Genomic DNA, 11561 nt, shown 5'->3' on the forward strand with positions numbered 1-11561 from the left:
CCTGCATTTTCCATTATCTATTATTCAGCAGCAGATTCAGCGGATTGATCTGTCGAAGTTGCTTTATTACTTAGCTTGTCTGGCAATTGCCATGCTGTAATCACAGCCAACAATACAAAGATGATGTCCATACCGCTAAATAAAACTGAGATATTATCTTGAAACAATATAAATACTTCACTTTTGAATATTCCAGAAAAACTATTACTGTAATAATAACCGACAATGAAATATTTACCCAGTAAAATCCCAATTAAACTTCCAACTACAGCAATAACTTTATGCGCGGAAGTAACATTACCTTTTGCCAGATAGAACACTGAATAACCTGCAAGACCACCTATTGCCCATGCTACAAAACCAATTTCGTATTCAGTTAGTATTACAATTAACGCCCATACTGCTCCACCGATTATTGAAGTCAACAACCCGCCAAAAATAGCCAAACTAAAATTATTTCTTTTTCTTTCCATTTTCATATGCCCCCTACTAAATTAACTATTATCAACACTTATTCCATATATCGGCAATAAAACCTTATTTCTACATAATTTTACTGAAATTTTATATAAAAATATTATATCTAAAAGAGTATGAGTTGAAATAATTAAGTACTTTGCAGGACAAATTGTATGAGGTTTAATAAAAAAGATATGAAAGAGGATAAATTAATCATAGGTAAATCAAGAGGAGAAGAGGCTTATGAATTTTTAAATTCTATCTTGAATCTAAAATAGTATTGGCCACAATGCGGACATTCCATAGAAGTATCTAATGTAAACATCTTTTTAAACGTTTGTTTCCAACTCCATTCTCTGACGTAATTTTGACAAGTTGGTATCTGTTCAAACCCCTTTCTTTTACACTATTCTGCCAGATAGTTCAATTCTATATATTTAATGTTAACAAAATATTACAATTAGTAATCGAAAATTTCTGAACAAAAGAAAAGATCGACTTTAACGTCAGTCTGCTTATTTAACTATTGCACCCGTTAGCTTAAGTAGGGAATATTATCTTTTCTTAATCGTAACCTCCGAAGTATCTAATCCTAACCTTTTCCTTAACTCTCCTGTGATAGAGAATGAAATTATTGCACCTTTTTCAACTTCAACAAATTGGTGGTGAGTCCCCGTAACAATTGTTCCATCAGTACCATATGTTTTAGTTGGGCTGGGGTTAAATTTTATAAGATGCTCATTATAATTTCCGCTGATTTTCCCTTGCGTAAAAATGTCCTTTGGTAAAACTACATAAGGTGGTTGTCTTTGCACCACAGAAACTTTAATTGTGTTTTTCTTCACTTCTATTATACCGTCTTTCGGAACAGGTGACCCATTTACTTCTAACTCATAATCCCATAATTCTTTTGCTAAATCCTTTAATTGAGCGTCACTGTATTCATTTATAAGGTCGTCAATCAATTGATTATAATAATCAGCTTCCTCTTTCGCATAGTTAAAATCCGTTTCAATACTTTGTAATGTATTTTCTAGTTCCTCATTCTTTTCTTCTAATTTTTTTATTCGGTCATCTTTATCTTCAATAAGTTGTTTCGTAGCGTTGTCATCATTCGTTTTGTCAGCGTTTTGAATCGAACTTTTATCCGTACAACCTGATAAGAAAACAATAATACATAATGTTGTTAATAATAAAGTAACTATTTTCTCCATTTTAATCCCCCTATATTTAACTTCAATCTTACCTTAATGTTCTAAAATCTCTGTATAATTTACCTGCAACTTTAAAAGGAAAAGCCAATAAGCATCGGCTTTTCCTTTTAAAGTATTGCACCCGTTTATTCAAGAACAATACTATAAAAGTTTCGACATATAGTATTCATCAACAAATTCATCATTTAAAAGCAATGAATTTCTTTTTGTTCCTTCAATTTCAAACCCTAAGTTCTTATATAATGACAATGCTCCTTCATTTTTAGTTACGACTGTTAGTTCTAACCTACTAACATTTTGATTAACAGCCCATTGTTCCAGTTTGTTAATTAGTTGTTTTCCGATTCCCTTTCCTCTATAACCCTTCAAAATCCCAATAACAATGTAAGCCGAATGCTTATTCCGTTGTGCATTACCACCTATAACTATCAAGTAACCAACCAACTCATTATCCTTTTCAGCAACAAGTATAGTAGAGTTTTCAGCATTCTTAATGCCATTAATCACCTTTAATTGGTTTTCGGATTTAATATTTCTTTCTCCAGCTTCCCAAAGCATATACTGTGAACTTTCATCAACCTGTTTAATAAGATTTGCTAAATTTTCTGCATCAGAAGTTTCTACTTCTCTAACTATCATTAATTTTCGCTCCCTTATTTGTTTCACTCTTATTGAACTAGCCTGCTGCGTTACTTTAAGTACATTAATTCACGTACTTATTCTAACATAAAATTCCAATAATTCTTTAGATAAGAATAGGATCGCCATAATTGACGATCCCTTGTTAAACTATTACACCCGTTAGTTCAAGAACATTGTGATTAACTACGCTTATTTTGAATTTAGATAACCAAGTACATCATCTAATAAAAAATTGTTTTCTAAAGTAGCTTCTTCAACCTCGACAATTTTTCTATCTATGTAGTAGTCGACCTTTGAGAATGGGTCATTTTCTACATAATCCCTTACCTTATCATAAGATGGTGCATCAATTATCATTAGTGCAGTACCATCTACACAAGGTCCGCAAAATGGTAATACTCCACGTTCTTTCAACATTTTTAAGTAATTAACATGGTCGATAATCAATTCTTTTGTCATTAATTCTCTTTTTTTATTTGAAAGATGAACTAAAAATTTCTTCACAAAATCCACTCCTATAACTTTGCATTTATTACCTTAATTGAATCCTTTATTCCATCTAAATTACCAACAAGCAATTCATCTAATTCTATATCAGCTTGTTGTAGACTAAATAATGCTTCATCCAAAATATCATTACCTTTTTGGGTTAATATAACCTCCATAGACCTCCTTTCTTTTCCTGGTAATCGTTTTATAAATCCGTCCCTTTCCATTCTTCCAAGTAAATTACTTACAGTTGCTCGTTCAAGCTCAATTTTCTCTGCAATCAATGATAAACTTGATGGTCCAAACTCCTTTATTACTTCCATCACATAGACATAAGATGTGTTAAGACCTAATCTCTCTAATTTTTTTTCATACCATTTTTGAACTTTTTTACGAGCGTTACTTAATTGAAATGCTAAACAATTGATAGTTATAGTGTTTTTATTCATGTTAGCATACTAACAATTAGTATGCTAACTGTCAAGAAAATTAATCCATCTACTTAAACTAACCTGCTGCGTTACTTTAAGTACATTAATTCACGTACTTATTCTAACATAAAATTTCAATAATTCTTCAAATAAGAATAGGATCGCCATAATCGACGATCCCTTGTTAAACTATTGCACCCGATAGTTTAATAAGAAAATAGGGATTTTCTGATTTATTCCCAAAAACAAACCTGCAATTTATTATTATCTAAATCGTAAAAATCAAAAAACTTATTGTCACCATTATCTTTTAATTCAGTTACTTCTACACCTTTTTCTTTTATCTTTAAATATGTATTTTTAATATCAGTAGTGAAAAAAATCGGATAAGTTGAGTTCTCTTGCGAAGATACACTTCCTTCTTCAATAGTTAATGGAACTCCACTATTTCCAATCGTGAATACTTGATAATCTTCTCCTTTGAAAGCTACTTTAAAACCTAATTCCTGGTACCAAATACTTGATTGATCCACATTACTAACCGTTATACATACAGTGTCTATCCTTTCAAACATATAAGTACACTCCCTTTAAGAATTTAATAATAATTTCTATTATTAGGAAATTAATACTTTTATTTTTTTGCGTTCTTATTCAATAAAACTGGATCTATTGTTGAACCAGGATGCGATTCCTTATTCAACTCGTGCACCCGTTAGTGGAAGAGTCTTTCCTTTTTGTCTTTTTATTTTAACTCATAGTGTAATTCAGCGAATTGTTTACAATGCTTTACATTTATAAGTTTTAACTCATTCTCTTTCTCATTCGGTAAAAATAGTGGAATGCCACGCCCCATGATAGTTGGGGCAATTTGAATATAAAATTCATCAACAAGCCTTTCTTGAAGAAGAGGATAAAGAACCTCTCCACCACCGACAATCCATATCCGTTTTCCACGTTTTTCTTTTAATGAGTTTGTATAATTAACAATATCATCATTTATGTATTGAACATTATTATCAGAACCAGTTAATAAACGAGAAAAAACATAACACTCCCTGCCCTTATATGGAAAGCCATCATCAGGTAGGTTTAGCATGATTTGATCATAAGTTTTTCTGCCCATTATAACAATATCGATAGTAGAAAAGAAATCGGGATAACCAATTTCTTCTTCACCCTCTGTACCCAACAACCAATCCAACGAATGGTCATCCCTTGCAAGGTAGCCGTCTATGCTTATCGCACCATAAAAAACTAACTTAGTTTTACTATCATTCATTCAACAACACCCTTTCACCCTGAAACAAACATTTGTTCCCACTTAGTGTGGCACATTACATTGAACTATTCAACTCTTCTACTGCTATAGTTGAACAATGATGTAATTCCTTATCCAAGGAAAGCTACCCGTTTGTCGAATAGTGAAATACTACTTTCAATTCTAATGTTCTTTATCTTGTAATACTAAAAACTCTTCTAAATTTGGAGATTGATTATATTTAATAGCAGCTTGACTATCCTTTTTAATGATGGCTTTTGTTAAATCAATGTGATTTATGCTGGCAATTGCCATTGCGTAATGTATGACATCAACTAACTCTTTTTCTAAAGAAGTATCCCCTGAAATTTCCTTTCGACCTTCTAGCTGGTTTAGCACCTCTGCTACCTCGCCAATTTCTTCTACAAGTTTCATAAATAAAGCAGATGAAGAGCGTCCTTCTTTATATTTTAATGCTAGGTAGTTCTGGAACTCTTGGAACGTTAATTGTTTCATAAGAATCCTCACTTTTAATATTATTTTTCTCATTAAAAATTCAACACAAAGTAGCATATTACCTTTTCTTTTTATATAGTGTAGAATGCCATTACCTTAAAATACAGCATTTATAATGCTATAATTTCACTATTCATCCCCATTAGTTAATCAAAGTGCAAATTTCCTTGTTCAACAATTGCACCCAATAGTTGAAGAAGAATTTTATTCAAAAGAGATACTATACCAAATATAATTAAATTTATTTTTAAATCCTATATTTTCTACAACAGAAACTGATGGTTTATTTACCTCCATACAATCCCAATATGGAGTATTATTATTCTCTATACAGTCTTTTACAAAAGTATGAGCCACCTTTTGTGCAAGTTTTTTTCCTTGATGATGCTTTAAAGTCTCAATGTCTATACCGTGTACATTTCCAGCTACTACACCCGAAAAACAAACACTTACAATTTCATTTTCATAAACAACACAATAACCAATACCATAATTTAAAAACCTTTCAAATGAAGTCCAAAACTCTAAAACTTTCGAATGCAAAAATTCAATGTTTTCATATACTAAATAATCTCTGTTTTCCAAAATAGTTTTTGTGATTTTTATAACTTCATATCCTTGCTCTATAATAGGTACATTTTGTTTTCTATAATCATCCTTTTGTAATTCATAAACCCTTTGATTATAACTAATCAAATTTTCGCCAAATACTTTTTTGATAGTCTTATTCCATTTCGAATGATTACCTATCGCTTCAAAAGACGTTAAACCAACTTTTCTGGCATCTAGTTTGATTACTGTATTAATAAAATTTTTTAACTCAAAATTAAATCCCTCATTTTCTTCGTTACCAATAAAGATAAATCCATTATTACTTCCTAACCAAATAAATCCAGAGGTAGGAGAAATAATATCATCTACAAATATTCGACCAGAATTTTTCCCTTCAATTATTGCTTTTGGTTCTATGTGTCCTTGTTCATATAATAATTCTTTACACTTATAAAATTCAGACTTTTTAAGTTCTGAAATCATCCGTTATCCTCCTCTCACCACATACTATTTTAAAGTTCCCTGTTAAACTAAACTGCCAGTTAGTGTAATCGTTCACACTCTCTTTTTACCTTTTATATCTTAGCTTTCATTCTTATACAGTTAAGCTACATTATTATATAATGAAAAAAGGGAGCTTTTTTACACACTCCTATATTTAACTTCTACACACATTTCTTAATAAAGACTCTATTCCTCTTATCCAAAAATCTGCGCAGCTATGGCGAACAATGTATTGTTTCTAGGTGGTATATTGACAGAATTAGTTATTATTATAGGTGGTTCGCTAGCTTTTATAAATCCTTTCTGTTCCAAGAACAACATAAATTCATCATTACCTGATGGTACATCAATCCTTAATTTACCTTGATGATTAAAAGCTAGACTATCAAGTAATAAAGCCGCTGTTTGAGAATCTGGTGCTACAATAGGTCCCAAAATTAGATTTATTGGTCCTGAAATAGATATTCCATAACCAATAATATTTGCTTTATTGTCTTTAACTACTAAACATTGTTCTGATTGATTTATCCTATTATGAAGAAAGTTGCTTCTACTGTCTCCAAAGGCAATCTTGTCTAAATTTACAATTTCAGTAAAATTATTCTCAACGAAATCTTCAATGGCTACTCCTGTTTTATCTAATGGTTTTGTAGCTGTATAGCTACCACAAAGATACTTATGGACACAATCAACAGTTATAAAACCCATTCTTTCATATAGGGGTTTTCCCACCTCTGTAGCAATTAGCATAATTGAAATATCACTAGTGGCAAATCCCATACATTGTTGAGTTGCATTCTTCCCTAATCCCATACCTCTATATTCGTTATCAACAATCACCATACCAATTGAAGCTACACTGGTATCGTACAGTATTATTGCAGCACTAGACACGATTTTCCCCTCAGCATTTTTGTGACCGAATATTTTTCCGGATGACATAATGGTTCTAATTTCATATTCATCATAATCCCAGCCGACTGATGCGGAGAGTTCAATCAAACCTGAAACATCATTTTTATCAAACTGAACTAATTTTAGTAGTGTGTTTTTATATGTAGCCATTACGATTTCACCTTCTCTAAATCGTTTTCTAAAATCACTTATTCATTATACGGATAAGACTTGGTGAAATCGAAATCAATTTCCCTACCAAAATCATTTTTGTCAGGTTCTTGCATCATTATTAAACTTCCAAACTCGTTAATCCATGTCTTATCTTCTATAAAAGACGCTGTTTCTGTCACAACATAAACAATATCATAATCCTGAAAAATATCTTTGGGTACATTAGGGTTTGTTCTTGAACCATTCATATAAACTGCTCGAATACGCTCATCTGCCTTTGCGAAATTTATTATTAGGTCCATCATTTCTTGTTCATTCCTCATTTATTTCCCTCCTAAAATAGTTAGTTTTTGAATAAAAATTACAACGGAGGGGCTCGAGGATGATATAAACCTAATAAAATAATAAAAGTTTATAATTTATTTAAGGTTTTTTTCATCTAATCTTCCTTCCCTGTTTAGATTTATCCTGTACTTAAATTAGTTCAATATATGTTCGGAAATTCCTTTTTTATAGAAAATGCATATAAAAAAATTTAACTAAAACGGCATTTTTCTTCTTCAATATTACTGCTTCTATAGTTGAATAAGAAAATTTGGCAACCCCTTGTCCATTTTTATTTTTTTAATTGGTTCATGACATCAAGGTCACTCATTTCACACCACATTTCCTTAATTAATCCACTCTCAAATCTTATTATCATTATACCTGTTTCTTTCACACGTTGGTCAGAGGACGGAATGTCTTCCCATCCCCCTTTGTAAGTCATATGCCCTGTGTATCTCACAGCTACCTTATCTTCTAATCCTATAATCTTCAATGCTCCAAACGTCATCAGTGAAAACCGTTCTAAACCAATTAATAAAATCATTAATAAACTCATCATGCCCGTTAAAATCATGATTTGGTACATGACTAACAAAGTTAGGTGCAGTAATCTCTTTTAAAATATTGATATCACCTTTAGTGAAAATTTCATTAAACCATCTCTCAACAAGTCGTTTCTTGTTCATTTATTCATCACCCGCTTCATTATTTTTTACATTATTCATTTACTTCTTAAATTAAACTGCTAGTTAGGACTATAAAAAAGGAGCTTTCCTACAAACTCCTTGTTCAACTATTGCACCCGTTTGTTGAACAACTTCAACTCTTTATTTTTCGAATTCAATTTCACTTTTTATTATCTGCGAAGAAATCTGTTAATGTTTCAATTGAATTTCCATTAAGTTTAAAAGTACCATTTTCTTCTGATAAAAGTCTTTGGTCATAACCCTCTCCACTCTCATTAAGCCAAAGATGATAGTTCTTCTTTGGGTTATCATCCAGAAAAATTTTAAAAAAAGTAAAGGCTATGTAGTAATTATTTTTTGTTTATCTAATTCTTTAGCACTATTAACAGCATCAACAAACACAGAAATATCATTTTTATTATCTAAGTATTCGTCTGATACTTGATTTTCACTAGTTTACCAGTATTGCAATTCTATTTGTTGTACATAGTCACTGTAATATTATTTCTCCATTAAAAGTAAATTCTCCTTCTTCAACTAAACTGCTGCGTTAGCACAAGAGGAACTGCTCTTCTTGAACAGTTCCACCCGTTAGCACAATGGAAATCCTTTAATTATTAGTATTAAAAGAAAAGAAAAATACAAATATAAGAGTAATAACCAGAGCTTGGGCTAAACAAATAACTAAATCATTTTTCCAATAAGTTTTACCAAAGGGACTCCATTTGCCACCAAATAAGCTAAATAACCTAGCAATTAAAAAGCTACACAACCAAATACAAAAGAAAGTTATTATAAACCCCATTGTTGTCCCCCTCTAATTGCAAATAAATAAGTCGAATAAAATTTAAGTTTCTTCAACTCTTTGCTGCGTTTAGTTCAATATCTCTACACTTAAATACTAACATAATATTCCAAATATATTATTGAGTTTTTCAATAAAAAAAGACGATCAAATTCTATGAATCGCCCTGTTAAACTATTGCACCCGTTAGTTGAAGAAGAAAATAGCCGCTTATTAAACAATCGCGCCCGATTGCTTAATAAATCCTATTAATTATAATGACTTCTTCATAAAAATCTGTTCTTATTTACAGAAATTTTTCTTTGAATAAAAGCTTTCTGATAGACAACTATTAGATGTTAGAAGATAGATACGTCCAATAGTATAGATTAATCAGAGGTGTATAGTTTATTTAATGATATCTCCCAACATAACTTTCCCCACTCTGTCAGTGTATTATAGACCTCGATTTCATCAAATTCCCCAATTTCATTGATTATTTCTTTGTACTTCTGATCCAGTTCCTTTCTATCTTTACATTGACCTAAAAGTAGAGAACTATTGATTAGCTTTATTAACTTTTCGTTGTCTTCTCGTCCCTCCTGGAACAACTCCATTAATGTTGATAATAAATTAAGGTCTGAGTTAATCTCTATATACCCTTTGTAACTTTTATTCACTTTTACTAAATCAAATAAATTTTCAGGTTGTTTGTTCATTGGTATCACCTCTTCTTTATTTTATAAGCATTTTGAGGATATTACATCCTTCTAGAGGTGGAGTTGTTTCACGCCAAGTGATATGGTGGTTGTTGTTCATTTTTAAACAAATAGAGGTGTATATCCTTCTTAGAATATAGCTCCCTTTTGACAATGGTCGTATTCAATAAACTGGCCCTTTAAGCAAATGTAGACGCAAGCCTTATTCAATTCTCGCGCCCTTACCCGGAAGATAGCTATTTATTAATAACTTTCTACTTTTTTGCTAGAAATTTCATAAGCAAAGTATCCAAATAATAAACCTATTCCAGCTCCCAAACCAACTGTAGATAATAAGGAGATTGGGAAAAATACGCTGAGAAGTACAGCAACAGCACAACCAATCATCATTCCGAGTGGTATTAAACTATCTAATAAATTTTGATCGCCTTTTGATTTTTTCTTACCCAGGGTGCCTTTCTGATATTTATGCTTAATTCTAATAACTACAAATACTGCAATCTCACCCGCTATTACAACAGGTAGTGAAATACGCGCAATTTCCAATGCTAAGCTTATATTAGACGCTCCCTTCTTTCACTTTTTAATTGATCCAATTTTAACATAATTTATTCTGTTAAATGGTCCTTATATCCAGTTTAGGCGCTAATACTTATTCCTGATTAGCGCCCGATTGTGGCAATGTCAATTAAGTTCTTCAGCCAATGGAATAAGGTAAACCAAAGAAGGTAAGAGATAAAAAGAAGAATTTAACCGTGCTTTCTCGTTTCATATTCTTCGGTTACTTGTACGACTGGCTCATCCCAAGGGTGATTAGGATAAATGCCTTCTTCAATTACTTTTGATAGTAAATTTTTATCTCTTGGAATGGAAAATTCTATTTTAAAAGATGTTACTTGCTTCCTCTCCCCTATACTACCCTCTGTTGGCACAGAATTTTCTGAAGGGACGAATTGTTCTATTCCATCATTGGAATGCCACGCTACGTTCTTGTAGTTTCCATAAATTAAACCATCAACACTTAACACACCTTCAATTACTCTATCCAAAGATTCTGGAACCACATAAGTATTAATTCTGTATATTGGTATTAATTTCATAATTCTTTTCCTCCCAATTACTCTTTTCGATAATAACCTTTTACCACAGTTTCGCTCCATATATGCTGGCCAGCTGAATTCTATAAGTGATTTTATTTTTACAAGGCGTTACTTAATTATATGGCCCGATTCTGGCACATATTTATTCGATTATCGCACCCGTTACCTGAATAACGACAGGTTATACTTTTCCAAATTTATCCTTTTTAAATAACCCAATAACCGTAATTAAAATACCAATAATCATAATGAAAAATTCTCCATCTCCAGGTACTATAGATGAGTTTTCTTCCAGATACAATACCACTATCATTATTGCAATTCCTAATAACATTATTTTTATAGAACGCATTTAATCCCCCCCCCACCTTATTCAAGAAACCTGCTGCGTTAATTTAAGTACATCTGTTCACACAATTTATTTTAACATAAAATTCCAATGATTCTTCAAATACAAAAATAGGATCGCCGTAATCGACGATCCCTTGTTAAACTCTTGCACCCTATAGTTAAATAAACTTCTAGTTTTTAGTCATTATCATTGCGGGTGAATTTGTCAGCTAATTTTGCGCCGATATAAGCACCTAAACCAGCAATTAAGCCAATTATAATTTCCCTATAACTAGAATTTGGAACGAACATGCTTGCTGCAAAAGCAAATAGACCAGTAATGAGTCCTACCAAAACACCTTGTGACCAACTTCTCTTTCTTTTCATTTCTACCTCCTATGCTTTTCTTAGCCATTTTATTTCTAAATCATTAGGAACTGCCTCATCGACAACTCCTTGTTTCACTTTTGCACCCGTTA

18 protein-coding genes and 1 pseudogene are annotated in these 11561 nt (G+C 31.7%); all 19 read right to left on the reverse strand.

The annotated features are described in order from the left end of the window. Positions 1-20: 20 nt before the first annotated feature. The 19 genes and pseudogenes from BMY13_RS09550 to BMY13_RS09630 all read right to left on the reverse strand — a co-directional run bounded on the left by BMY13_RS09550 (position 21) and on the right by BMY13_RS09630 (position 11469). Positions 21-473, reverse strand: coding sequence for a hypothetical protein (locus BMY13_RS09550; protein WP_092492794.1), 453 nt, complete (start codon positions 471-473; stop codon positions 21-23). Between the two features lie 540 nt (positions 474-1013). Then, positions 1014-1673, reverse strand: coding sequence for a hypothetical protein (locus BMY13_RS09555; protein WP_092504166.1), 660 nt, complete (start codon positions 1671-1673; stop codon positions 1014-1016). Positions 1674-1814: 141 nt separating this feature from the next. Further along, complete coding sequence (locus tag BMY13_RS09560; protein WP_092504168.1) at positions 1815-2312, reverse strand: GNAT family N-acetyltransferase; 498 nt, start codon at positions 2310-2312, stop codon at positions 1815-1817. 192 nt (positions 2313-2504) lie between these two features. Next, positions 2505-2819: a YciI family protein gene (locus tag BMY13_RS09565; RefSeq protein WP_092504170.1), complete on the reverse strand. Its 315-nt coding sequence runs from the start codon at positions 2817-2819 to the stop codon at positions 2505-2507. A gap of 11 nt (positions 2820-2830) precedes the next feature. After that, positions 2831-3253, reverse strand: a complete 423-nt coding sequence (locus tag BMY13_RS09570) for a MarR family winged helix-turn-helix transcriptional regulator (protein WP_092504172.1) — start codon at positions 3251-3253, stop codon at positions 2831-2833. 215 nt (positions 3254-3468) lie between these two features. Further along, a complete protein-coding gene (locus BMY13_RS09575) occupies positions 3469-3810 on the reverse strand; it encodes a VOC family protein (protein WP_092504174.1) in 342 nt (113 codons plus the stop codon). 170 nt (positions 3811-3980) lie between these two features. Further along, complete coding sequence (locus BMY13_RS09580) at positions 3981-4517, reverse strand: dihydrofolate reductase family protein (RefSeq protein ID WP_092504176.1); 537 nt, start codon at positions 4515-4517, stop codon at positions 3981-3983. 162 nt (positions 4518-4679) lie between these two features. Further along, positions 4680-5012: a MazG nucleotide pyrophosphohydrolase domain-containing protein gene (locus BMY13_RS09585; RefSeq protein WP_092504179.1), complete on the reverse strand. Its 333-nt coding sequence runs from the start codon at positions 5010-5012 to the stop codon at positions 4680-4682. Positions 5013-5216: 204 nt separating this feature from the next. Beyond that, a complete protein-coding gene (locus BMY13_RS09590) occupies positions 5217-6047 on the reverse strand; it encodes a GNAT family N-acetyltransferase (protein ID WP_092504181.1) in 831 nt (276 codons plus the stop codon). Between the two features lie 216 nt (positions 6048-6263). After that, positions 6264-7133: a GNAT family N-acetyltransferase gene (locus BMY13_RS09595; RefSeq protein WP_092504183.1), complete on the reverse strand. Its 870-nt coding sequence runs from the start codon at positions 7131-7133 to the stop codon at positions 6264-6266. A 47-nt stretch (positions 7134-7180) separates the two neighbouring features. Beyond that, positions 7181-7459 (reverse strand): annotated as a pseudogene (locus tag BMY13_RS09600) (aminoglycoside 6-adenylyltransferase); the annotation flags it as partial. Between the two features lie 293 nt (positions 7460-7752). Continuing rightward, positions 7753-8007, reverse strand: coding sequence for an ester cyclase (locus tag BMY13_RS09605; protein ID WP_092504185.1), 255 nt, complete (start codon positions 8005-8007; stop codon positions 7753-7755). Then, a complete protein-coding gene (locus BMY13_RS20060) occupies positions 7931-8149 on the reverse strand; it encodes a nuclear transport factor 2 family protein (protein ID WP_425445147.1) in 219 nt (72 codons plus the stop codon). The genes BMY13_RS09605 and BMY13_RS20060 overlap by 77 nt, the downstream gene beginning before the upstream one ends. Positions 8150-8759: 610 nt before the next feature. After that, positions 8760-8954 (reverse strand): hypothetical protein, encoded by a 195-nt coding sequence (locus tag BMY13_RS09610; protein ID WP_092492804.1) that lies wholly within the window; start codon positions 8952-8954, stop codon positions 8760-8762. 368 nt (positions 8955-9322) lie between these two features. After that, positions 9323-9652 (reverse strand): hypothetical protein, encoded by a 330-nt coding sequence (locus tag BMY13_RS09615; protein WP_092504187.1) that lies wholly within the window; start codon positions 9650-9652, stop codon positions 9323-9325. Positions 9653-9895: 243 nt separating this feature from the next. Beyond that, positions 9896-10198: a hypothetical protein gene (locus tag BMY13_RS09620; protein ID WP_245736072.1), complete on the reverse strand. Its 303-nt coding sequence runs from the start codon at positions 10196-10198 to the stop codon at positions 9896-9898. A 203-nt stretch (positions 10199-10401) separates the two neighbouring features. Continuing rightward, on the reverse strand, positions 10402-10752 hold the full coding sequence (locus BMY13_RS09625) for a YqfO family protein (RefSeq protein WP_092492807.1): 351 nt from the start codon (positions 10750-10752) through the stop codon (positions 10402-10404). Between the two features lie 181 nt (positions 10753-10933). Next, a complete protein-coding gene (locus tag BMY13_RS19475) occupies positions 10934-11104 on the reverse strand; it encodes a hypothetical protein (RefSeq protein WP_175476762.1) in 171 nt (56 codons plus the stop codon). A 176-nt stretch (positions 11105-11280) separates the two neighbouring features. Then, complete coding sequence (locus BMY13_RS09630; RefSeq protein WP_092492808.1) at positions 11281-11469, reverse strand: hypothetical protein; 189 nt, start codon at positions 11467-11469, stop codon at positions 11281-11283. Positions 11470-11561: the final 92 nt, after the last annotated feature.

The sequence above is a fragment of the Virgibacillus subterraneus genome (assembly GCF_900110695.1).
In the GTDB taxonomy this organism is placed as follows: Bacteria; Bacillota; Bacilli; order Bacillales; family Amphibacillaceae; genus Lentibacillus; species Lentibacillus subterraneus.

What these genes read in the sequence shown, in the direction of transcription:
- BMY13_RS09550 (WP_092492794.1), bottom strand. Translation starts at nt 473, where the DNA reads ATGGAAAGAAAAAGAAATAATTTTAGTTTGGCTATTTTTGGCGGGTTG.
- BMY13_RS09555 (WP_092504166.1), bottom strand. Translation starts at nt 1,673, where the DNA reads ATGGAGAAAATAGTTACTTTATTATTAACAACATTATGTATTATTGTT.
- BMY13_RS09560 (WP_092504168.1), bottom strand. Translation starts at nt 2,312, where the DNA reads ATGATAGTTAGAGAAGTAGAAACTTCTGATGCAGAAAATTTAGCAAAT.
- BMY13_RS09570 (WP_092504172.1), bottom strand. Translation starts at nt 3,253, where the DNA reads ATGAATAAAAACACTATAACTATCAATTGTTTAGCATTTCAATTAAGT.
- BMY13_RS09575 (WP_092504174.1), bottom strand. Translation starts at nt 3,810, where the DNA reads ATGTTTGAAAGGATAGACACTGTATGTATAACGGTTAGTAATGTGGAT.
- BMY13_RS09580 (WP_092504176.1), bottom strand. Translation starts at nt 4,517, where the DNA reads ATGAATGATAGTAAAACTAAGTTAGTTTTTTATGGTGCGATAAGCATA.
- BMY13_RS09585 (WP_092504179.1), bottom strand. Translation starts at nt 5,012, where the DNA reads ATGAAACAATTAACGTTCCAAGAGTTCCAGAACTACCTAGCATTAAAA.
- BMY13_RS09590 (WP_092504181.1), bottom strand. Translation starts at nt 6,047, where the DNA reads ATGATTTCAGAACTTAAAAAGTCTGAATTTTATAAGTGTAAAGAATTA.
- BMY13_RS09595 (WP_092504183.1), bottom strand. Translation starts at nt 7,133, where the DNA reads ATGGCTACATATAAAAACACACTACTAAAATTAGTTCAGTTTGATAAA.
- BMY13_RS09605 (WP_092504185.1), bottom strand. Translation starts at nt 8,007, where the DNA reads ATGATTTTATTAATTGGTTTAGAACGGTTTTCACTGATGACGTTTGGA.
- BMY13_RS20060 (WP_425445147.1), bottom strand. Translation starts at nt 8,149, where the DNA reads ATGAACAAGAAACGACTTGTTGAGAGATGGTTTAATGAAATTTTCACT.
- BMY13_RS09610 (WP_092492804.1), bottom strand. Translation starts at nt 8,954, where the DNA reads ATGGGGTTTATAATAACTTTCTTTTGTATTTGGTTGTGTAGCTTTTTA.
- BMY13_RS09615 (WP_092504187.1), bottom strand. Translation starts at nt 9,652, where the DNA reads ATGAACAAACAACCTGAAAATTTATTTGATTTAGTAAAAGTGAATAAA.
- BMY13_RS09625 (WP_092492807.1), bottom strand. Translation starts at nt 10,752, where the DNA reads ATGAAATTAATACCAATATACAGAATTAATACTTATGTGGTTCCAGAA.
- BMY13_RS19475 (WP_175476762.1), bottom strand. Translation starts at nt 11,104, where the DNA reads ATGCGTTCTATAAAAATAATGTTATTAGGAATTGCAATAATGATAGTG.
- BMY13_RS09630 (WP_092492808.1), bottom strand. Translation starts at nt 11,469, where the DNA reads ATGAAAAGAAAGAGAAGTTGGTCACAAGGTGTTTTGGTAGGACTCATT.